This window comes from Allokutzneria albata, assembly GCF_900103775.1.
Classification (GTDB): Bacteria; Actinomycetota; Actinomycetes; order Mycobacteriales; family Pseudonocardiaceae; genus Allokutzneria; species Allokutzneria albata.
In genome coordinates this window covers 6,686,577-6,709,090 of record NZ_LT629701.1, presented here as the reverse complement: position 1 = coordinate 6,709,090, position 22,514 = coordinate 6,686,577, and the positions used below count along the sequence as shown (strand labels likewise).

General features: G+C 70.6%; 14 protein-coding genes and 1 tRNA gene. 7 read left to right on the top strand and 8 right to left on the bottom strand.

Annotated elements, in window-relative coordinates; translation table 11 throughout:
- Nucleotides 1–162 precede the first annotated feature (162 nt).
- A complete protein-coding gene (locus tag BLT28_RS30620; RefSeq protein ID WP_052408275.1) occupies nt 163–2,970 on the bottom strand; it encodes an AfsR/SARP family transcriptional regulator in 2,808 nt (935 codons plus the stop codon).
- Nucleotides 2,967–5,798, bottom strand: a complete 2,832-nt coding sequence (locus BLT28_RS30615; protein WP_043814438.1) for an AfsR/SARP family transcriptional regulator — start codon at nt 5,796–5,798, stop codon at nt 2,967–2,969. The genes BLT28_RS30620 and BLT28_RS30615 overlap by 4 nt, the downstream gene beginning before the upstream one ends.
- A gap of 112 nt (nt 5,799–5,910) precedes the next feature.
- On the opposite strand from BLT28_RS30615, the gene BLT28_RS30610 reads away from it, so the two are divergent.
- From BLT28_RS30610 to BLT28_RS30600, 3 genes are all read left to right on the top strand, one after another.
- Nucleotides 5,911–7,017 (top strand): ADP-ribosylglycohydrolase family protein, encoded by a 1,107-nt coding sequence (locus BLT28_RS30610; RefSeq protein ID WP_030433821.1) that lies wholly within the window; start codon nt 5,911–5,913, stop codon nt 7,015–7,017.
- Nucleotides 7,018–7,080: 63 nt separating this feature from the next.
- Entirely contained in the window at nt 7,081–7,512 is a 432-nt protein-coding gene (locus BLT28_RS30605) for a hypothetical protein (RefSeq protein ID WP_052408274.1), read from the top strand.
- 167 nt (nt 7,513–7,679) lie between these two features.
- Entirely contained in the window at nt 7,680–9,185 is a 1,506-nt protein-coding gene (locus BLT28_RS30600; protein WP_063766715.1) for an alpha/beta hydrolase, read from the top strand.
- Nucleotides 9,186–9,252: 67 nt separating this feature from the next.
- Here BLT28_RS30600 and thpD read toward each other — a convergent pair whose 3' ends face one another.
- From thpD to BLT28_RS30570, 6 genes are all read right to left on the bottom strand, one after another.
- Complete coding sequence (gene thpD, locus BLT28_RS30595; protein WP_030433818.1) at nt 9,253–10,182, bottom strand: ectoine hydroxylase; 930 nt, start codon at nt 10,180–10,182, stop codon at nt 9,253–9,255.
- A gap of 18 nt (nt 10,183–10,200) precedes the next feature.
- Nucleotides 10,201–10,593 carry an ectoine synthase gene (locus tag BLT28_RS30590; protein ID WP_030433817.1) on the bottom strand — a complete coding sequence of 131 codons (393 nt, stop codon included), beginning with the start codon at nt 10,591–10,593 and terminating at the stop codon, nt 10,201–10,203.
- Nucleotides 10,590–11,831, bottom strand: a complete 1,242-nt coding sequence (gene ectB / locus BLT28_RS30585) for a diaminobutyrate--2-oxoglutarate transaminase (protein WP_030433816.1) — start codon at nt 11,829–11,831, stop codon at nt 10,590–10,592. Before ectB ends, BLT28_RS30590 begins: the two co-directional genes overlap by 4 nt.
- A gap of 55 nt (nt 11,832–11,886) precedes the next feature.
- Nucleotides 11,887–12,381, bottom strand: a complete 495-nt coding sequence (gene ectA, locus BLT28_RS30580) for a diaminobutyrate acetyltransferase (protein WP_030433815.1) — start codon at nt 12,379–12,381, stop codon at nt 11,887–11,889.
- Between the two features lie 140 nt (nt 12,382–12,521).
- Nucleotides 12,522–13,550, bottom strand: coding sequence for an L-glyceraldehyde 3-phosphate reductase (gene mgrA, locus BLT28_RS30575; RefSeq protein ID WP_030433814.1), 1,029 nt, complete (start codon nt 13,548–13,550; stop codon nt 12,522–12,524).
- Between the two features lie 378 nt (nt 13,551–13,928).
- Nucleotides 13,929–14,001 (bottom strand) — tRNA-Thr (locus BLT28_RS30570).
- A gap of 301 nt (nt 14,002–14,302) precedes the next feature.
- On the opposite strand from BLT28_RS30570, the gene BLT28_RS30565 reads away from it, so the two are divergent.
- The 4 genes from BLT28_RS30565 to BLT28_RS30550 all read left to right on the top strand — a co-directional run bounded on the left by BLT28_RS30565 (nt 14,303) and on the right by BLT28_RS30550 (nt 22,504).
- Entirely contained in the window at nt 14,303–15,730 is a 1,428-nt protein-coding gene (locus BLT28_RS30565) for an alpha,alpha-trehalose-phosphate synthase (UDP-forming) (RefSeq protein WP_269459610.1), read from the top strand.
- Between the two features lie 86 nt (nt 15,731–15,816).
- A complete protein-coding gene (otsB, locus tag BLT28_RS30560; protein ID WP_083383795.1) occupies nt 15,817–18,351 on the top strand; it encodes a trehalose-phosphatase in 2,535 nt (844 codons plus the stop codon).
- A 206-nt stretch (nt 18,352–18,557) separates the two neighbouring features.
- Entirely contained in the window at nt 18,558–20,540 is a 1,983-nt protein-coding gene (locus BLT28_RS30555; RefSeq protein ID WP_030428308.1) for a tachylectin-related carbohydrate-binding protein, read from the top strand.
- The gene (locus BLT28_RS30550) at nt 20,537–22,504 is read left to right on the top strand and encodes a tachylectin-related carbohydrate-binding protein (RefSeq protein ID WP_030428307.1); all 1,968 of its coding nucleotides are present in this window, start codon (nt 20,537–20,539) and stop codon (nt 22,502–22,504) included. The genes BLT28_RS30555 and BLT28_RS30550 overlap by 4 nt, the downstream gene beginning before the upstream one ends.
- Nucleotides 22,505–22,514: the final 10 nt, after the last annotated feature.

Sequence of the window (22,514 nt, the reverse complement as noted above, 5' to 3'; positions counted from 1 at the left end):
TCGGCCGGCACCCGGGGACGCGGGTGCCGGCCGAGACAAAAGCGGATGATCATGACCTTCGAGAAGGTTCCCCCAGGACCACCCGTGACGCCGATCCAGCGCGAACCAAACGACGTCGGTACGTAGGTTGCCACCTCGCGCGCGAGAGACGCTAAACGATCGCTAAACGGCGCGTTCAGCGGAGAGTTTCTCCAGCTCGGCCCGCACATCATCGGCCGAGCTGAGCCCGAGCCTCCCGAAGAGCTCCAGTGCCCGCGTCAGCACCGTCGCCGCCTCGTCCAGCTCGCCGCGCAGCCGCAGCACCCGGCCGAGGCTCTGGCAGGACCACGCCTCCAGCAGCACCGAGTCCGCGGCGGCGGTGTCCCTGGCGGCGTCGCGGAGGTAGCGCTCCGCGGCCTCCAGCTCCCCCATGGCCTCGCTGACCTGGCCGAGGTTGAGCCAGGCCATGCCGATGCGGTCGAAGTTCTCCATCCGCTGGTGCAGCGCGAGGACCTCCTGGAAGTGCTCGAGCGCCTGCTGGTGCTCGCCCTTGCGCTTGCAGATCTCGCCGAGGTTGGTCAGCGCCAGCGGGAGCACGAACATGTCGTCGGTGCGGCGGGAGAGCTGCACGCTGAGCCGGCAGTAGCGCTCGGCCTCCTCGGTCTCCCCGCGCTCGAACAGGCCCGGCACCATGTTGGTCGCGATCAGCGCGACGTGGTGGGAGTCGCCGATCTCCTCGGCGAGCCGGTAGCCCCGCATGTAGTAGGACATGGACAGCTCGTTCTGCTCGCTGTTGCGGTAGGCCAGCCCCGCCGTGTTGAGCATCCGCACCTCGGCGAAGCGGTCGCCCAGTCGCCGCGCCGCGTCCACGCCCAGCTCGGTGAACTCGAACCACTCCTCCCACGGGCAGCGGGCGAACAGGTACGCGCTGAGCATGTGGGTGGCCGTCCAGGTCGCCTCGAACCGGCCGGTGGTGTGGGTGAACCGCAGCAGCGCCACCAGGTTCGGCCACTCGTCGTCCAGCCAGCCCATCGCGGTCCTGCGGTCGACCACCTCGGCGGGGACCAGCTCCGGGCGCTCGGCGGCGTAGTGCGGCCCGGTGAAGGTCGGCCGCAGCGCCCGCCGGGTGTGGTCGAGGCCGGTGAGGTAGTAGTCGACGAGCCGGTTCTCGACCTCGACGCGGGCGGTGGGCGGCAGTTCGCGCGCGATCGACCGGGCGTAGAGCCGGGTCAGGTCGTGCATGGTGAAGCGGTCGGCGCGGTGCTCGGTCACCAGGTGCGCCGCGGCGAGGGCGCGCAGGCTGCGGCGCGCGCAGGCGATGTCCACCCCCGCGAGCACCGAGGCCAGGTGCGGGGTCACGTCCGGCCCCGGCGGCACCCCGAGCAGCCGGAAGAACCGCGCGTACGGCTCGTCGAGGCTGTGGAAGGTCAGGTCGAAGGCGCCGCGCACGGAGATGTCGTCGTCCTCGGTGCCGAGCGCGCCGAGCCGCTGCTGCTCGTCGGCCAGCTCCGCGACCACCGTGGCCACCGAGCGGTTCGGGTTGACCGCGAGCCGCGCCGCCACGATCCGCAGCGCCAGCGGCAGGCCCCCGCACAGCTCGGCCAGTCGCCGCAGGTCGTCGGGGTCCTCCACCCGGTCCTCGCCGAGCGCACCGGCCAGGATGCGCACGGCGTCGTTGGTGGGCAAGGCGTCCAGGGTGAGCACGCGCGCCGCCGCGGACACCGCCAGCCCGCCGAGCCGCCGCCTGCTGGCGACCAGGGCGAGCGAGCCGGAGGCGACCGGCAGCAGGTCCCGCACCTGCTCGGCGTCGCGCGCGTCGTCGAGCAACACGAGCACGCGGCGTCCGGCGAGCATCGAGCGGTACAGCGCGACCCGCTCGTCGAAGTCCACCGGCACCCCGGCGGGCGCGATCCCCAGCGCCACCAGGAACTGGCGCAGCACCTCGGCGGGCTCCACCGGCGAGCGCTCGGGGTCGAACCCGCGCAACGACGCGTAGAGCTGGCCGTCCGGGAAGCGGTCCGCGACGCGACGCGCCCAGCTCACGGTGAGCGCGCTCTTGCCCATGCCGCCGTTGCCGACGACGAGCGCGACGCGGGGCGCCGAACCCGCCCCGGTGAGCAGACTGTCCATCCAGGACAGTTCGCTCTCCCGTGCGGCGAATCCGGCGGGTTCCGGTGGCAGCTGGGCCGGGCGGAGCACCGTCGTCGTGGCGCGCGCGGACGGCTGTGCGTTCCTGGCCTGCACTTCCTGGTCGTCGCGCAGCAGGCTGGCGTAGAGGTCGCGCAGCTTCGTCCCGGGGTCGACGCCCAGCTCGTCCGCGAGCAGCCTGCGGTAGCGCAGGTAGGTGCCGATGGCCTCGGCGCGCTGGCCGCAGCGGTGCATCGCGATCATCAGCTGGCCGATCATCCGCTCGCGGAACGGCTGCCGCGCGAGCAACCCGGACAGCTCGCTCAGCAGCTCGGCGTGCCGCCCCAGCTCCAGGTCCGCGTCGATGCGGTCCTCCAGCAGCCCCAACCGGAACTCCTCGAGGTCGGCCGCGACCCCGGTGCGCAGGCGCTCGGACGGCAGGTCGGCCAGCGCCTGCCCGCGCCACAGCGACAGGGCCTCGCCGAGCACCCGCGCCCGTCGCTGCGCGTCCAGCTCGCCGACCCCGGCGACCATCGACTGCACGCGGTGCACGTCGATCAGCTCCGGATCGGCGCGCAGCAGGTAGCCGGGGGGCCGCGTGACGATCTCCACCTCGCCGTTCGGGGCGATCTCGGCGAAGAGCTTGCGCAGCCGGGAGACGTAGCTCTGCATGATCGTGCGCCCGCTCGAAGGCGGGTTGTGCTCCCACAGCACGTCCTCGATGTGGGCGACCGGGACGACCTGGTTGACCTCCAGCAGCAGCACGGCCAGCAGCGTGCGCGCGCCCCGGCTGCCGACCTGGACCACCCCGGTCCCGGTGGTGATCTCCACCGGACCCAGCACCCGGAACCCCAGCTCGGTCACGCCGGCTTCCCCTGGCCGGACAGCGCGGCCAAGCGGCCCCGAACGGTTTCCACTTCGGCAAGCCCGAGCCGTTCGAACAGCTCGAGCGCGCGGGACCACTCCGCCGTCGCGGTGACCGGGTCCCCGTTGGCCAGCGCGACGTCGCCGAGCCCACGCCGCGCCCGCGCCTGCTCTATCGGAACGCCGATGTGCTCGGCGATCTCCAGCGCCTCGCCGAAGAGCCGCTGCGCCGCGTCGCCGTCGCCCAGCTCGATCCTGGCGTCGCCGAGCCAGACCAGCCCCAGCGCCAGCGTCTCCCGGTCCCCGGTCCGCCTGCTCAGCTCGATGCCCTCGCGCAGCAGGTCGACGGCGGAGTCGATGTCCCCCAACGCCTTCTTGATGAACCCGAGGTTGAGCGTGCAGCTCGCCTGGTTCAGCGTGTCGCCGCACTCCTCGGCCAGCCGCAGCGCTTCGTCCACATAGGACAGTGCGTCGGGGTAGCGGGCCAGCTCCATCAGCACCATGCCGACGTTCGCCGTGGTGGTGCCGATGTCCCTGGCGCTGCCCAGCGCCTTCGCCGCGGTGCGGGCCGCCATCGCCTGCTCCAGCGCCTCCGCGTGCCGGTTCGCCCGCGCGAGCGCCACGGTCAGCCCGATCCGCGTGGTGACCTCGGCGTGCTGGTCGGCCAGCCGGTCGGTCGCGGGAAGCGCGCGCCGGTGCATGGTGATCCACTCGTCGACCAGGCAGCGCGCGGAGAGGAAGTTCAGCATCAGCCGGGGCAGCACCCACGCCTCGGTGTCGTGGCCGTCCTCCAGCAGACCGCGCTGCAGCTCGATCAGGTTGCCCAGCTCGGCGTCGAACCACTCCAGCGCCTTGGCCGGGGTGTCCACCTCGGGCAGCCGGTGTCCCGGCTGGGCGGGGAAGCTCAGCTCGTCGCCGGCCGGGCGGATCGAGCGCCGGGCCAGGTCGGCGGTGGCGAGGTAGAACAGCACCAGCTGGTGCCGGGCGGACGCGCGCTCCCGCTCGGTCATGTCGGTGCGCGCCTTTTCCCTGCCGTGCAAGCGAAGCAGGTCGTGCATGACGAACCGGTCGGGCCGCTGCTCGGCGATCAGGTGGGCCGCCGCCAGCGAGCGCAGCCCGCGCCGCGCCGCGCTCGGCTCGATGCCAGCCATCGCCGCCATCGACGACGGCGTGACCTCGCGCCCCGGCACCAGCCCGGTCAGCCGGAACAGCATCGCGGCCTGCTCGGAAAGGTGCCGGTAGGAGACGTCGAAGACCCCGCGCACCGAGATCTCGTCGTCGTCGGTGTCCAGTGCCGCCAACCGATCCCGCTCATCGGAGAGCTCGGCGACCAGGTCCGCGGCGGAACGGTCCGGGTGGACGGCGAGCCGGGCCGCGACGATCCGCAGCGCCAACGGCAACCCGCCGCACAGCTGGGCCAGCACGCGCAGGCTGACCGCCTCGCGCGCGGCCCGCTCCCCCGCGGCGGCCTCGATGATCCGCACGGCCTCCGACTCCGGCAGCGTGTCCAGGGTCAGCACGCTCGCGCCGACCGACACCGCGAGCCCGCCGAGCCGCCGCCTGCTGGTCACCAGCACCAGTGACCCGCTGTCCCCCGGCAGCAGCGGACGGACCTGCTCGGAGTCGCGGGCGTCGTCGAGCAGCACCAACATCCGCCGACCGGCCAGCAACGACCGGTACAGCGCTACCCGCTCGTCCTCTTCGATCGGCACCGCCTCGGGCGCCACGCCCAGCGCGATGAGGAACCGCCGCAACACCTGCGTCGGCTCCGCGGCCGGGTGCTCCGGATCGAAGCCGTGCAGCCCGGCGAACAGCTGGCCGTCCGGGAACTCCGGCGCGACCAGGCGGGACCACGTCACCGCGAGCGCGCTCTTGCCGACGCCCGCGGCCCCGACCACGGTGGCGATCACCGGGCTGGGCCGTTCGTCCCGCCCGACCAGGAGCGCGTCCAGCGCCGCGATCTCGCGCTCCCGCCCGGTGAAGCCCGCGGGCGACGGCGGGAGCTGGGCGGGCCTGCGCGGCACCGCGCCGCCCTGCTCGGTCACAGCGGGCGCCCAGTGCAGCGACGGATCGTCTCGGACGACGCGTTCGTGCAGCGCACGGAGCTGCGGACCGGGGTCGATGCCCAGCTCGTCGGCAAGGCGCGCGGTGAAGTCCTGGAAGGTGCTCAGCGCGGTCGCCCGCCTGCCGCTGCGGTACAACGCGAGCACCAGCTGCGAGACCATCCGCTCCCGGAACGGGTGCCGCGCCAGCAGTCCGGACAGCTCGACGACCAGGTCCGCGTGCCGCCCCAGCTCCAGGTCGGCGGCGATCCGGTCCTCCAGCGCGACCAGCCGCAGCTCTTCGAGCTCGTAGACGACGTGCTCCAGCCGACCGGCCTTGACGCCGCCCAGCACCGGCCCGCGCCACAGCCGCAGCGCCTCGGCCAGCAGCTCGGCGCGCCCCGCGGGCGGCAGACCGCGCGCCCGGTCGATCAGCGCGGTGGCCCGGCGCAGGTCGACCAGGTCGTGGTCCACCCGCAGCTGGTAGCCGGAGGAGCGGGTGATGATCTCCACCCGGTCCCCCGGCGCGTGCGCGCTGAGCAGCTTGCGCAGCTTGGACACGTAGCCCTGGATGATCGTCCGCGCGGTGGAGGGCGGTTCGTCCTCCCAGAGGACGTCGGCGATGCGCGCGCGGCCGACGACCTGGTTGGCCTCCAGCACGAGCAGGGCGAGCAGCCTGCGCACGCCGGCCCCGCCCAGCGGAACCGGAACGCCGTTCGCGAGCACCTCGACCTGGCCGAGCAGCCGGAACTCCAGGTCCCGCGCTTCGCCCGCCGATGATCGCACCCGCAAACAATACGACGTTTCGGCTCCCGCCCAATGGCGGAATCAGCAGGCCGGAACGAGCTCACGCGGCGGACGCCCGGGCGGAGGGCGCTCGCCTACTAATGTCATCGGTGTGCCCCTGGACCCGACCGTCGTCGCCGACCGTGGCGCGGGGTGTCTTCTTGGCGGGGCACTCGGCGACGCTCTCGGCGCGCCCGTGGAGTTCATGCGGCTCGACGAGATCCGCAAGGAGTACGGGCCCGCGGGCATCACGCACCCGCCCCGGCTGGGCCTGATCACCGACGACACCCAGATGACGCTGTTCACCGCCGAGGGCTACCTGCGGGCCTGGGTGCGCGGGAAGCACCAGGGCCAGTGGGGTCCGGCCGCGCTGGTGTGGCTGAGCTACCGGCGGTGGCTGGACACCCAGCAGCAGCGCGCCCCCGCCCCCGACGCGGTCGGCCTGCTCGCCGACAAGCGGCTCTACGCCAGCCGCGCCCCCGGGGTGACCTGTCTGCGCGTGCTCCAGGCCGCCAACGAGGTGACCGAGGTCCCCGACCCGGAGCACCCGATCAACGACTCGCGCGGCTGCGGCGGCGTGATGCGCGCGGCGCCCGCCGGTTTCGCGCCGACCGCGGAGACGGCCTACGGCCTCGGCTGCGAGTTCGCCGCGCTGACCCACGGCAGCCCGGCGGGCTGGGCCCCGGCGGGAGCGCTGGCGATGATCGTGCACCTGGTGGCCATCCGCCGCCGGTCCCTGGTGGAGGCCGTCGACCAGGCGACGGGCCGGGTGCTGCGCGACGACCGCGAGACGGCGCACGCGCTGGCCGCCGCGACCGCGCTCGCCGGGTACGACGCCGCCAAGGCCGAGCAGGCGCGCGAGGCCAGGGCGTTCGGTCGCCGCGTGGTCACCGGCGGCCCCTCCGATCGCTCGATCGAGCGGCTCGGCGGGGGCTGGGTGGGACCGGAGGCGCTGGCGATCGCGGTCTACTCCGCGCTGTCGCACCGCACCCCGGAACGCTTCCCCGACGCGCTGCGGCTGGCCGCGAACCACTCCGGCGACAGCGACTCGACCGCGTCGATCGCCGGGAACCTGCTGGGCGCGCTGCACGGAGCGGCCGCGCTGCCGCGCGAATGGCTCGGCCGCCTCGAACTGTCCGACCTGATCGACCAGGTCGGCAGGGATCTTGCCGCCTCCTGCACCGGCAGCGGCTTCGACGAGGACCACTACCGGTTCTGAGCCCGGTTTTTCCGTCCCTCCACCGGGGTATCCGGACGGCACCAGCCCCCGAGGAGGTCGTCGGTGGAAGAAAGCCTGAACACCTACTTCGCGTTCCTCGTCATCGGCGCGGTCCTGGTGGTCGCCGATGGGCAGTTGATCATGCGCGCGAGTCGCGTCTACCTGCGCTCGGCCTATCCCGACGAAGGTGCGGCGAACTCGATGGGCCGGATGATCGGCGTGCTGTTCCACATCATCACGCTCGGCGTGCTGATGCTGCTGTCCACCATCGACATCCCGGTCGAGGGCGCGGTGCAGCAGGTCATCACCAAGCTCGGCATCGTGCTGCTGCTGCTCGGCGCCGCGCACGCGGTGACGCTGTCGGTGCTCGGCAACATCCGCGAACGCCAGACCTCGCAGCGCATCACCCAGGAGACAAACGCCCAGCTCGAAGAGCGCAAGCACGACGAGCCGCGGCCGATCGTGAACCCGAGCATGAACGGCAACAACATCTGAGTTCGCAGACCCCTCGCTCGGGGAACGCTGGAGGGCCGTCCCACCCCCCTCGGACGGCCCTCCAGTGCTGTGCGCCGCCGAACAGATCGTGAATCGCGCCTGCGCTCACCGACGCTTCTCTTGTAGCGTTCGCCCGCTCGTGCAGGAACAGATCCGAGGGCGGGAAAATGCGAAGACGATCCACAACGGGCTCCTTGCTCGTCGTGACGGCACTGCTGACACTGTGCACACCGGTCGCATCCGCGAACACCACTCCCAGCGGCTCAGTCGAATGGGTCGAGTGCGGCGACAAGTTCAAGGGCGAATGCGCGACTATTCCCGTTCCCCTCGACTGGGGCAGGCCCGGCGGCGAGACGATCAACCTCGCGATCGGCAGGCTCAGGGCGACCGACCCGGCGCAGCGGATCGGCGTCCTGCTGGCCAACCCCGGTGGGCCCGGCGGTTCCGGGATCACCAGCTACATCACCGGCCGGGGCATCCCGGACGACAGTGAACTGCGCAAACGCTTCGACATCATCAGCTGGGACCCGCGCGGGGTCGAGCGCAGCAACGCGGTGAAGTGCGACAAGCAGCTGCTGGGGCGGGCCCCGAGCGCCGTGCCGGTCACCGACGCGGACTTCACGAAGCTGCTCGCGTACAACACCGAACTGGGCGCCGACTGCCGCAGGAACACCGGCCCGCTGATCGACAACGTGGACACGGTGAGCACCGTCCGCGACATGGACGCGATCCGCGCCGCACTGGGAGAGGAAAAGGTCAATTTCCTCGGATTCTCCTACGGCACGCAGATCGGCCAGCAGTACGCGGAGCTGTTCGGCAAGCGGCTGCGCGCGATGGTCATCGACTCGAACATGGACCACAGCATCCAGTCCGCCTACCACTACCTGGAAACAGCGACCCGCGATCTCGAAGGCTCATTCACCGAGTTCGCCGACTGGTGCGCCCGCACCCAGCCCTGCGCCCTGCACGGCCGGGACGTCCGCGAGGTCTGGGACGGGCTGTACGCCAAGGCGGAAGCCGGGAAGCTGACCGATCCGGCCAGCGGGAAGTCCCTCACCGCCTCCGCGCTGCGCGAGGAGCTGTTCGTGGCGATGTACCGGCCGGAGGCGCGCTGGTTCCCGCTCGCCACCCGCCTCGCCGCGCTCGACACCGGCGCGAAGGCCGCGGCGGCGGCTCCGGTGGAACTGGCGGAGAACGCCTACCAGGCGATCTGGTGCCAGGACTGGTCGTGGCGGGTCAACGGCGCCGCCGAGTTCAAGTCGGCGCTGAAGCGCCTGGAGCGCGTCGCCCCGCACACCAGGCTGAGCCCGTTCTGGTCCGACATCACCTCGTGCCTCGGATGGCCCACGAAGGTCACCAACCCCCAGCACCGGCTCTCGGTCAAGGACGCGCCACCGATCCTGATGGTGGCGTCGAAGTACGACGTCGCGACGCCGCGCGACTGGAACCTGGCCGTGGCGAAGCAGATCAAGAACGCCGTGCTGCTGCACTACGACGGCGTCGGCCACGGGCAGTTCTCGCGCAGCAAGTGCGCGCGAGGGCACATCGAGACCTACCTGACCTCGCTGCGCCTGCCCGCGCCGAACACCCACTGCGCGGCGGAATGGCCCACGACCCCGCCTGCTGCTCAGCGGATCGACGACGCCGCGGCGCCGCGCGTGCCGCTGGGCTGAAACACCGGCGCAAACGGGTGGTGGTGGACCCGCAACCCCGATGTGCGGGTCCACCACCACCCTTTCCTCACTCGCGCCCGACCGGAGTGAAGTCCCGGCTCGCGATGAACGGCGGCCGCGGCTGCGGCGCGGCGAACGGCTCCACGAGCGTGTTCTCGACGCTGTTGAACACCACGAAGATGTTGGAGCGCGGGAACGGCGTGATGTTGCCGTTGGAGCCGTGCATGCAGTTCGAGTCGAACATGACGGCCGATCCGGCGGGCCCGGTGAACTGCTCGATGCCGTAGCGCCCGGCGAGCACGGTCAGGCTGTCGTTGTCCGGAGTGCCGATCTCCTGTTCCCGCAACGATTCCTTGTAGTGGTCGGCGGGGGTCTCACCGACGCAGCTGACGAAGGTCCGGTGCGAGCCCGGCATGATCATCAGGCCACCGTTGAAGGGGTGGTTGTCGGTCAGCGCGATGGAGATGCTCACCGCGCGCATCGCGGGCATCCCGTCCTCGGCGTGCCAGGTCTCGAAGTCGGAGTGCCAGTAGAACGAACCGCCCTTGAAGCCGGGCTTGTAGTTGATCCGGCTCTGGTGCACGTAGACGTCGGAGCCCAGCAGCTGCCGCGCGCGGTCGACGACGCGGGGATCGCGCACCAGCTCGGCGATCGCGGGGCTGATCCGGTGCACCTCGAAGATCGAGCGGACCTCGTTGGAGGTCTTCTCCACCACCGTGCGCTCGTCGGCCTTCACCGCGGGGTCGGCCGCCAGCCGGTCCAGCTCGTCCCGGTACAGCGCGACCTCGTCGGGCGAGAGCAACGAGTCGATGGTCAGGAAACCTCTGGCGTCGTAGTCGGAGACCGTGTCCGCGTCGATCGGCCCGGCCGCGGTCGTTCCGCTCTCCGTCGGCCACACAACGGGATCGGGCCGCCGCAGCATCATGGGGTAGTTCTTGCAGCGGGTCGGGTACCTGTCTTCGACGATGCTGCCCGGCAGGGTGTCGATGGTGGTCATTTCGCGCTCCTAGCGTCTTCAGGCGGACTCGGTCAGCAGCGGGTAGACGCCGTGTTCGTCGTGCACCTCCCGGCCGGTCACCGGCGGGTTGAACACGCAGACGGTCCGCACGTCGGTCTTGCAGCGCAGCCGGTGCTTCTCGTGGCCGTCGAGCAGGTAGAGCGTCCCCGGGGAGATCGGGTGCACCTCGCCGGTCTCGTCGTTGATCAGCTCGCCTTCGCCCTCGATGCAGTAGACGGCCTCGACGTGGTTCGCGTACCACATCGCGGTCTCGGTCCCCGCGTAGAGAACGGTGTCGTGCAAGGAGAAACCGACGCCCTCCTTGGCCAGGATGATCCGCCTGCTGCGCCAGGTCTCGGCGCGCACGTCGTACTCGGTGTCCTCGATCTCGGACAGGGTTCGGACGATCACTGGCAGCTCCTCACGGCATCGGCGAACAGGGCGAGCCCGCGTTCCAGCTCGGCGTCGGTGATGGTCAGTGCGGGCATGATCTTGGCGACCTCGCTCTCCGGCCCGGAGGTCTCCACCAGCAGGCCCCGGTCGAACGCGGCGCGACAGGCCTTGCCCGCGCGGTCGGCCTGCTCGAAGACCAGCCCCTGCGCGAGTCCCCTGCCGCGCACGGACATCCCCTCGCCCCCGGCGGCGAGCGCGGACAGCTCGTTGTTGATCCACTCGCCCTTGGCCAGGGTCGAGCGTTCGAGGGCGTCGTCGGCCCAGAACGTCTCCAGCGCGGCGGTGGCGGTGACGAACGCCGGGTTGTTGCCGCGGAAGGTGCCGTTGTGCTCGCCCGGCTCCCAGATGTCGTGCTCCGGCTTGATCAGCGTCAGCGAGAGCGGCAGGCCGTAGCCACTGATCGACTTGGACAGGCAGACGATGTCCGGGGTGATCCCGGCTTCCTCGAAGCTGAAGAACGGCCCCGTGCGGCCGCACCCCATCTGCACGTCGTCGACGATCAGCAGCATGTCGTGCCGCGCGCACAGCTCGGAGAGCCCGCGCAGCCACTCCGGGCGCGCCACGTTGATGCCGCCCTCGCCCTGCACCGTCTCCACGATCACCGCGGCGGGCAGGTCCAGGCCGCTGCCGCTGTCCAGCAACAGCCGCTCGAACCACAGGAAGTCCGGCATCCGGCCGTCGAAGTAGTTGTCGAAGGGCATTGTCACCGCGTGCGCCAGCGGGACCCCGGCCCCGCCGCGCTTCATCGCGTTGCCGGTGACCGCGAGCGCGCCCAGGCTCATCCCGTGGAAGGCGTTGGTGAAGCTGACCACCGGTTCGCGGCCGGTCACCTTGCGGGCCAGCTTCAGCGCCGACTCCACCGAGTTCGCCCCGGTCGGCCCGGGGAACTGCACCTTGTAGTCCAGCCCGCGCGGCGCGAGCACCAGGCGCCGGAAGGTCTCCAGGAACCTCCGCTTGGCGGTGGTGCTCATGTCCAGCCCGTGGGTGACCCCGTCCCGGGCGAGGTAGCCGAGCAGTTCCCGTTTCAGCTCGGGCGGGTTGTGCCCGTAGTTCAGCGCGCCCGCGCCCGCGAAGAAGTCGAGGTAGGCGTTACCGTCCTCGTCGGTCATAGAACTGCCAGTAGCGGTGTCGAATACCGTGGGCCAGCCCCGGCAATACGACCTGACTTCCGACTCGAGTGCCTCGAAAATTTCCATGCAAAACCGTCCGATCATCCGTCTGCGGACTCGGGATACTTTGGGCGGAGAGCGACTAGACGAAAGGACCTATGCGGTAGAGATCCTCTGCGATATGGGTGCCCGCGAACAGCTCGTCACCGAACAGGCCGCCTACCGAGAGGCGGGCTCCCCGGTTTCGGGCGAGCGCGGAGAACAGGGCGATGGAGGCCCGGTTGTCGGCGGTGATGGTGGTCTCCAGCCACCGCACCCCGTGGCCGACCGCGCGGTCAACCACGGCCTGGAGCAGCGAGGACGCCACGCCCTTCCCCCGGTGGGCGGCGTCGACCCCGACCTGCCACACCATGAGCGTCTCGGGCTCATCCGGGCGCGTGTACCCCGTGACGAACCCCGCCAAACCTGTTTCTGCGCGGGCAACCGCAGAGGTCGCGGAGAAATCCCTGCACCACAACAGATATGCGTAGGGAGAATTCAGGTCGAGGGTTCCGGAATCACGCGCGACCCGCCACATCTCAGCCCCGTCGGCGAGAGTGGGTTGATCGATCCGCAGGAGTTGGCGGCCTTCTGCCATGTCATGTGAACGTAACAGAGTAATTTTTTCACGCCAGTCACCCAAGATCGCACAGCGCATGTGCCTGCGCATTTGCAGAAACATGCGTGACGAAGGCTACGTAACGCTTGCCTTCGCGTGAACGACTTTGTTAAAGGCGCTCAGCCGGACGTGCGGGAGGTCGCCCAGAGGTCGATGCCCGACTCGACCGCGTGCTTGTCGATCTCGTTCAGCTCGTCGGCGGAGAGGTCCGGCCGGTCCAGCGCGGCCAGGTTCTGCTCCAGCTGGCGCACCGAGCTGGCACCGATGAGCACCGAGGTGACTCGATCATCACGCAGCGCCCACGACAGCGCGAGCTGAGCCAGGCTCTGCCCGCGCGAGGCCGCGATCTCGTTCAGCGCGCGCACCCGTGCCAGGTTCTCGTCGCTGAGGTGTTCCGGGCGCAGCGAGCCCTGCTGGCTGGCGCGCGAGCCTTCCGGGACGCCGTCGAGGTAGCGGTCGGTCAGCATGCCCTGCGCCAGCGGCGAGAACGCGATGCAGCCGATGCCCAGCTCGCCGAGGGCGTCCAGCAGCTCGGTCTCGATCCAGCGGTTGAGCATCGAGTACGACGGCTGGTGGATCAGCACCGGGACGCCGAGGTCGCGCAGGATCGCGTGCGCTTCCCGGGTCTTCGCCGCGGAGTAGGAGGAGATGCCGACGTAGAGCGCCTTGCCCTGGTGCACCGCGGACGCGAGCGCGCCCATCGTCTCCTCGAGCGGCGTGTCCGGGTCGAACCGGTGCGAGTAGAAGATGTCGACGTAGTCCAGGCCCATGCGGCGCAACGATGCGTCCAGCGAGCTCATCAGGTACTTGCGCGACCCGCCGTTGCCGTACGGCCCCGGCCACATGTCGTAGCCCGCCTTGGTGGAGATCACCAGCTCGTCGCGGTAGCCCCGCAGGTCGGTCGCGAGCATCCGGCCGAAGTTCTCCTCGGCGGAGCCGTAGGGCGGTCCGTAGTTGTTCGCGAGGTCGAAGTGCGTCACGCCCCAGTCGAACGCCCGCAGCACGATGTCGCGCCCGTCGACGTAGCCGCGGTCCGCGCCGAAGTTCTGCCACAGCCCCAGGGAGACCGCGGGCAGGTCCAGTCCGCTGCGCCCACACCTGCGGTAGGTCATGCGGTCGTAGCGACTGGGCTCGGCCTGGTAGGGCATGCGTCTCCGATCACCGCGGGGCGTTGCGATCCGGAAGCTTAGTTCAGCCCCCTCCCGCCACCCCCTCACCGCACGCCCGAAGACCGCCACACAGCGCTGAGACCGACCGCCGCAGACCCGGTCCCCCACCACCAGAACAGCGACCGCCGCAGACTGGTCACCCACGCTGGAACCGACCGCCAAAGACTGGTCACCCACGCTGGAACCGACCGCCGCAGGCTGGTCACCCACGCTGGAACCGACCGCCGCAGGCTGGTCACCACGAACGGAACCGAGCTGAGAAGGTGAGGAGCTCGCACCGTGGGGGCTCCGGGGGCTCGGCCCCCGGGCAGTGCGAGGGGAAACGGGAAGGTGGTCACCGACCACCGAACAGCCGAGAGCTGGTGGCGGGACTCGAACCCGCAACCTTCCGCTTACAAGGCGGGTGCTCTGCCAATTGAGCTACACCAGCGTGGGTCGGTGGGAAGGTGACCCGTGCACATCGTAAGCACACCGATGGCTCGTGCAGACCGGGACGGCGCTCGGGCGCAGGCAACCTAGAGATGATCAGCCGATCCTCTCGGCGCAGGTCAAAGGGGCCGTTCGGCGGCTCAAGGCGGGTTGCGGGAGGCCGATGAACTCACGGAATGTGATGGCGATAACGGCCAGGCGTGGGGTGTGTCGGTTGTGGCTAATCTCCCCTTGGCCGCCTGTTCCGCACAGCTCATCCAGCCAGGCAGCCGAGGAGGCGTTTTCCGGTGGCGAGCTCGCCAGTGTCGAAGGCCGATTTCATCGTTGTCGCGAACCGCTTGCCGGTCGACCTGGAGCGGCTGGATGACGGCACGGAACGCTGGAAGCGCAGTCCCGGTGGGCTGGTCTCGGCGTTGGAGCCGTTCCTGCGCAGCCGCAGCGGCGCGTGGGTGGGCTGGCCGGGTGTGCCGGACGTCGAGGTGGAGCCGTTCGAGGACACGGGGGTGCACCTGCACCCGGTTCCGTTGTCGGCCAAGGAGGTCGCCGACTACTACGAGGGTTTCTCGAACGGGACGCTGTGGCCGCTCTACCACGACGTGGTGGCGCCGCCGGTGTACCACCGGCACTGGTGGGAGGCCTATGTCCGGGTGAACCGGCGCTTCGCGGACGCGACGGCGGAGGCGGCCGCACCGGGGGCGACGGTGTGGATCCAGGACTACCAGCTGCAGCTGGTGCCCGCGATGCTGCGGGAGCGCAGACCGGATGTGCGGATCGGCTTCTTCCTGCACATCCCGTTCCCTCCGGTGGAGCTGTTCCAGCAGCTGCCGTGGCGCACGGAGATCATCCGCGGGCTGCTGGGCGCCGACCTGGTCGGTTTCCACCGGCCCGGGGGCGCGCAGAACTTCCTGTGGCTGGCGCGGCGGCTGTTGGGGCTGGAGCCGAGCCGGGGTGCCGTGGGCGTGCGGACCCGGCCGGGTGTGGTGCCCAACGGGGACCGGATGGTGCGGGTGGGGGCGTTCCCGATCTCCATCGACTCGGCGGGGCTGGACGCGCTGGCGCACGACCCGGACGTGCAGAAGCGGGCGCAGGAGATCCGCAACGAGCTGGGCAACCCGAAAAAGATCATGTTGGGTGTCGACCGTCTGGACTACACCAAGGGCATCGACGTCCGGTTGCACGCGCTCGGGGAGATGCTGGCGGAGGGCCGCATCGACCCGGAGGACGTGATCATGGTGCAGCTGGCGACGCCGAGCCGCGAGCGGGTCGAGCACTACCAGCAGATGCGCGACGACATCGAGGGCCTGGTCGGCCGGATCAACGGCCAGTTCGGCAAGATCGGCCATCCGGCCGTGCACTACCTGCACCAGTCCGTTGACCGGAAGGAGCTGGTCGCGTACTTCTGCGCCGCGGACGTGATGGTGGTGACGCCGGTCCGGGATGGTATGAACCTGGTCTGCAAGGAGTACGTGGCCACTCGACACGACCTGGGGGGTGCGCTCGTGCTCAGTGAGTTCGCCGGCGCCGCCGCCGAACTCACCAGTGCGTTCCTCGTCAATCCGCACGATTTGGACGGCGTGAAGAACGCGCTGCAGGCTGCCCTCGACGTGGACCCGGCGGAGGGCCGCCGTAGGATGCGCGCTCTACGCCGCCAAGTACTCACGCACGACGTCGACCGCTGGGCACGTTCGTTCCTTGAGGCACTCGGCGCGCAGGAGATGCACAACGCGTAAGCGCACAAAGAAAGCCGGATTCATCTTTCCCCACCGGCTTTCCACATACTTCCGTTGCCCCTTCGACGCCCCCGTAGGAGCAGGCGTTGACCGCCGAAGCCCTTCCCGCCGAGCTTCGTCGCGCGCTCGTGCAGCTGGCCCGCACTCCGCGGCTGCTGATCGCGTGTGACTACGACGGAACGATGGCGCCCATCGTCGCCGATCCGGAGCAGGCCCGTCCGCTGCCGGAGTCGGTGAACGCGCTGCGGTCGCTGGCCTCCCTGTCGTCCACGACCGTCGCGGTGATCTCCGGGCGCGCGCTGCGCGACCTCGCCACGCTGTCCCGGCTGCCCTCCGAGGTGCACCTGGTCGGCAGCCACGGCTCGGAGTTCGACGTCGGTTTCGTGCACGCGCTGGACGCCGCGGCCCGGCAGTTGCTCATCAAGATCAAGAACGAGCTGGAACGCATCATCGACGGCGCCGAAGGCGTGCACCTGGAGATGAAGCCGGCCAGTGTCGCGGTGCACGTGCGCCGCGCCGAGGCCGCTGTCGGCGAGCGCGTGTTCACCGCGCTCCGCGGCGGGCCCTGCACCTGGGACGGTGTCCAGGTCACCGAGGGCAAGGCCGTGATCGAGCTGGCCGTGGTGCAGACCGACAAGGGCCACGCCCTCGACGTGCTGCGGCACCAGGTCGGCGCGACCGCCGCGATCTTCCTCGGCGACGACGTCACCGACGAGAAGGCCTTCGCCCGGCTGACCGGCCCGGACCTGGGCATCAAGGTCGGTGAGGGCCAGACGCTGGCCGCGTACAAGATCGCCGACACCACCGACGTCGCCAGGGTGCTCGCCTTCCTCATGGAGGAGCGCCGCACGTGGCTCTACGGCGAGCAGGCGGTGCCGATCGAGCGCATCTCCATGCTGGCCAACGAGCGCTCCGTGGCGCTGCTGACGCCGGATGCGAAGGTGACCTGGCTCTGCCACCCCGAGCCGGACTCGGGCGCGGTGTTCGCCGACCTGCTCGGCGGTCCGACCGCGGGTGTCTTCGGGATCAAGCCGGAGCGCAACGGTCTGCCGCTGGGCCAGCGCTACCTGCCGGGCACGATGACGGTGGAGACGCGCTGGTCGAAGCTGCTGGTCACCGACTACCTCGACCACTACGCGCCGCCGCACCGCACCGATATCGTCCGGGTCATCTCGGGCAACACCCGCGCGGTGATCGACTTCGCGCCGCGGCCGGAGTTCGGCCAGGTCGCGGTCAAGCTCGCGGCCGAGCCGGACGGTCTGCGGGTGCTCGGCACCTCCGACCCGATCGTGCTGCGCGCGCCGGGCGTGGAGTGGACCATCACCTCCGACGGCCAGCACGAGTCCGCGCAGGCCGTCGTCGAGGTGACGCCGGACCAGCCGATCGTGCTCGAACTGCGGTGCGGCAGCGACGACCTCAGCCCGGCCGAGGTCAGCGAGGCCGACCGCAGGGCCCGCGCCGCCAGCTACTGGACCGACTGGCTGGCCACGCTGAAGCTGCCCGAGGTGCAGCGCGACCTGGTCGCTCGCTCCGCGCTGACGCTCAAGGGCCTCCAGCACGACGAGACCGGCGCCTTCCTCGCGGCGGCCACCACGTCGCTGCCGGAGGAGATCGGCGGCGTCCGCAACTGGGACTACCGCTACTGCTGGATCCGCGACGCGGCACTGTCCGCGCAGGCGCTCGTCCGGCTGGGCTCCACCGCCGAGGCCGAGAAGTACCTGTCCTGGGTGCACGGCGTGCTCGCCACGCTGCCGGGCCCGGAGCGGCTGCACCCGCTGTACACGCTGCACGGCACGCACCTCGGCCCCGAGGCGGTCATCGACACGCTGCCCGGCTACGCGGGCTCGCGCCCGGTGCGCGTCGGCAACCTGGCCAACCAGCAGGTCCAGCTCGACGTGTTCGGTCCCATCGTGGATCTCGTCGCGATGGTCACCGAAGCGCGCGGCAAGCTCACCGACGAGGACTGGCGGATGGTCGAGGCGATGGCCGAGGCGGTCAGCCGCCGTTGGCACGAGCCGGACCACGGCATCTGGGAGGAGCGCGCCGCGCCGCGGCACCGCGTCTACTCCAAGGTGATGTGCTGGGTGACCCTCGACCGCGCGATCAAGCTGGCCGAGGCCTACGGCCGCCCCGCCGACCCGAGCTGGCCCGGGCTGCGCGACACCATCCGCGCGGACGTGCTCGAGAACGGGTGGAACGAGGAGGTCCAGTCCTACGCGACGGCCTACGACGGGCCCGACCTGGACGCTGCGACCCTCCACATCGGACTGTCGGGTCTGATCGACCCCCAGGACGAGCGCTTCCAGGCCACCGTCACCGCCACCGAGGCCGAACTCCGCTCCGGCGTCACCGTCTACCGCTACCACCGCGACGACGGCCTGCCCGGAACCGAAGGCGGCTGGCACATCTGCGCAGCCTGGATGATCGAGTCCTACCTGCTCACCGGACGCCGCACCGAAGCGGAAGAACTCTTCCAGCAGATGGTCGACTGCGCAGGCCCCACCGGCCTGCTCCCCGAGGAGTACGACCCGATCGCCGAGCGCTCCCTGGGCAACCACCCCCAGGCCTACTCGCACATCGGACTCATCCGCTGCGCACAGCTCCTCTCGAAGCAAGACTGAAATTCCTTGTCACGGCCCGCCGCCCCGTAGTAGGGGCGGCGGGCCTTTTTCATGCCGTTACGCTGGGACTTTGCGGCGTTTGGCACATTGACCGGCGTCCGTTTCCGAGGAATGCTCACCCCTGCGGTGCGCTCTCGTCGAGCGAGCCGCGTCGGGGAGCCGGTGCCCGATCCAGGGCCCGGAATCGGCATGGGGGAAACACGAACATGACGCCCAGTAACACGGGCGCGCGTATCCGCGCGCTCTCAGTAGCGGCCACCGTCGCTTCGACGCTGGTCCTCTCCGGCACGGCAACGGCCGCGCCCTCGCCCAAGGCTCCGCAGCAGGAGCTGACCTGCAGCAGCACCATCCGCACGCTCGGCGTGGACCCGAACGGCGGCCTGTGGCTGAACAACCACCTCGATCCCGCCAACGGCGAGCCGAAGTGGGGCGAGAACAGGCTCGTCGGCACCGGCTGGACCGGCCGCACCATCGCGGGCCCGAACGGCTCGGTGTACGCCTTCATCAAGGAGGGCGAGATCCACCGCTGGCGCTGGAACGGCACCGGCTGGGACGCCCCGCCGCCCGGGCAGGCCTTCGACGTCATCGCCCGCGGCGAGTGGGTCAAGAAGTTCCTGACGCCCGAGTTCCGCAACCGCGTGGCCTTCGACGGCTTCAACCACATGTACACCGTGGAGCCCACCGGTGAGCTGTGGGTCAACCCGTACAACGCGCAGACCAGGGTCTGGGGCCCGGCGCGCATGCTCGCGCGGGGCTGGGACCGCTACAACGCGATCTTCACGACCTTCGACGGCGTGATCTACGGGCGCGACAACGCGGGCAAGCTGTTCCGCCACCACTACAACGCCTACTCGCAGCGCTGGATCGACGAGACCGGCGTGGAGATCGGCAACGGTGGCTGGCAGCAGTTCACCCGCCTGTTCTCCCCCGGTGGCGACATCGTCTACGGGATGACCAAGAACGGTGAGCTCAAGTGGCACCGGGTCACCGACAACAAGCTGGACCCGCGCTCCGGCAAGGTCCTCGTGTCGAACTGGACGGCGGAGGCGGACATCACCGCGTTCACCGACCAGTGCCTCCCGTCGCCGCCGCTGCTGCCCGAGCGCCCCAACGTGTGGCGCAAGGACCACGGGCGCACCACGCTCTCCGTCTCCGCTGACGGGCGCATCCACCACACCTTCGTCACCAACGACCGCCTCGTGGCCGACGCGATCCAGCAGGCTCCGGGCAACCTGGATCTGCAGGTGCACGTCGCGCGCGGGCACGACGGCGCCAACGGTGCTCCGGCCATCGGACAGGCTCTCGACGGCACGCAGCACCTGGTGACGCACAACGTCGACTCCGACATGCAGCGCAGCACCTTCGGCACCACGTGGCAGCCCGGTGACGCGCTCAACGGCCGCATGGCCGGCGAGCCCGCCGTGATCCGCAACGAGCGCAACGAGCTGTCGATCTACGCCTTCGACGGCGGCGGGTGGCTGTGGCAGCGCACGCAGGTCGGCCAGAACGGCGCGTTCGGCCCCTGGCGCAAGGTGTCCGTCTACCCGGAGACCACGAACTTCGTCGCCGACGCGCCCGCCGTGCTGCGCGCGGGTGAGTACAACCGGGTCTTCGCGCTCGACAAGTGGGGCGGCATCCAGTACGTCGACCTCGCGGCGGACCACGTGCCCAGCACCGGCACGGTCTGGCGCAAGCTCCCCGCCGACGTGACCCTCGTGAGCCGTCCGACCGTGACCGAGCTGCCCGGCGGCGGCCAGTCCGTGGTCGCGCGCGGCAGCGACGGCAAGGTCCGCGTGATCACCGGCTCCAACAAGTGGGACGGTTTCAAGGACGCCACGTGGAAGGTCGTCGGCGACCGCACCTTCGCCGGTGAGCCGCAGGTCGTCGCGAGCCCGAACGGGGTTCCCGCGATCAGCGCCCGGGGTGCCGACGGCGCCCTGTACTTCACCGAGCAGGGTGGCGACGGCAGCTTCCTGCCGTGGGAGCTGGTGAGCGAGGCGGGTCTGGCCGCGACCGAGCTGAGCCTGGTCCGCTACGGCGGCAACTCGGTGGTCGTGAGCTTCCGCGACGCCCAGGACCAGATCTACATCGGAACCCTGGAGTGGAACCAGAAGCAGGCGCCCGGCACCGCCGCCAAGCGCTCCGTCAAGGTCAGCTTCGCCAAGGCCAAGAAGGTGGCGACCAAGTGAGGTTCACCGCTCTCGCGGCAGTGACCGCACTCGGCTCGGCGCTGGTCTTCGGCGGGACCGCCACGGCGGCGCCGAAGGCGAAGGCCGCCGAGCTGCTGTGCAACCCGCCCGTGCAGACGCTGGGCGTGGACCCCAACGGCGGGCTCTGGCTCAACCGCCACGAGGACCCGGTCGGCGGTGAGGCCCGCTGGGGCCAGGCGCAGGTGCTCGGCGGCGGCTGGACCGGCCGCACCGTCGCCGGGCCGGACGGCAGCGTCTTCGCGTTGATCAAGGAGGGCGAGATCCACCGGTGGCGGTGGAACGGGACCGGCTGGGACGCCCCGCCGCCCGGACAGGCCTTCGACGTCATCGCCCGCGGCGACTGGATCAAGAAGTTCCTGACGCCGGAGTACCGCAACCGGATCTCCTTCGACAACACCGGCGCGATGGTCACCATCGAGCCGGGCGGCGAGCTGTGGCGCAACCCGTACAACCCGCAGACGCGGCAGTGGGGCCCCGCACGGCTGCTCTCCACAGGCTGGGACCGCTACAACGCGGTCGTCACCTCGTGGGACGGCGCGATCTTCGGCCGGGACGCCCAGGGCAGGCTGTTCCGGCACCACCACAACGCCACCTCCGACCGTTGGATCGACGAGGTGGGCGTGGAGATCGGCAACGGCGGGTGGCAGCAGTTCACCCGCCTGTTCTCCCCCGGGGGCGGCCTGATCTACGGGATGACCACCTCGGGCCAGCTGAAGTGGCACCGGGTCACCGACGGCAAGCTGGACCCGCGCTCCGGCAAGGTGCTGATCTCGGGCTGGACGGCGGAGGCGGACATCACCGCGTTCACCAACCAGTGCTTCGAGAACACCCTCAGCACGCCGGACGCCCCGCAGATCGCGGCGAAGCCGAACTCGCGCACGAACCTCTTCGCCAGCCGCGACGGCCGGATCGAGCACGTGTTCGTCGACCACCAGCGGTCGCTGTTCCACCTCTCGCAGCCGAACCCGGGTGCCGAGGGCGAGTGGAAGCTCGTGGAGGGCTACGACAACTTCGTCGGCACGCCCTCGCTCACCGAGAACCACGACGGTTCGCACCAGTTGATCGCCCAGGGCGCGGACAGCGACCTGCGGGACAGCAGGCGCGGCGGCGACTGGTCCCCGGTGGGTGCGGGCACGGGCCGGATGGCCGGCCCGGCCACTCTGGTGACCCCGCAGCCCGGCCAGGTCGCCGCGGTCGCGATCGACGCCGAGGGTGTGCTGTGGGGCAAGCTGCAGAACCGCGCGAACGGCGTTTTCTCGTCGTGGCGCCGCATCCGCGTGCCCGCTGAGGGCGCTCCGGTGCTCAGCGCCACCGCGCCGACCCTGCAGAACGTGCACTACTCCACCAAGCCGGACACCGTCCGGATCATCGCGTCCGACCGGTCCGGGAAGCTGTTCGCCACGGAGGTCTACACCGACCTGCGTCCGTTGGGGGACAACGGTTCCAAGTGGACGCAGCTCGGCACCGAGAGCGGCTTCACCGGCCAGGTCTCGGCGATCACCAAGGGCGACGGCCGGGCCGATCTCGTGGTGCGCGGTGCGGACGGCCAGGTGTACGCGATGGCCGAGCAGAACAGCGGTTTCGCCGGCCAGAAGTGGCAGGCGGTCCCGGGGCTGACCGTTGTCGGTGAGCCGCAGGCCGTGCACAGCCCGAGCGGTGTGGTCGGTATCGCCGCGCGGGACGCGGCGGGCGCGCTGTACTTCACCGAGCGCAAGGCCGACGGCACGTTCCACCCGTGGGAGCGGCTGGCGTCCGACGCCCCCGCCTCCGCGACCGACCCGAGCGTCGCGCGCTACCGCGACAACCAGGTCGTGCTGTCCTTCCGGGACGCCCAGGACGAGATCTGGGTGACCGCGCTGACCTGGGGCGCGCAGGCCCCGGGCGGTCAGAAGAAGGCGAACACCGGGAAGGCGACCTTTACCAAGATCAAGAAGAAGCGCTGACCCGAATGGC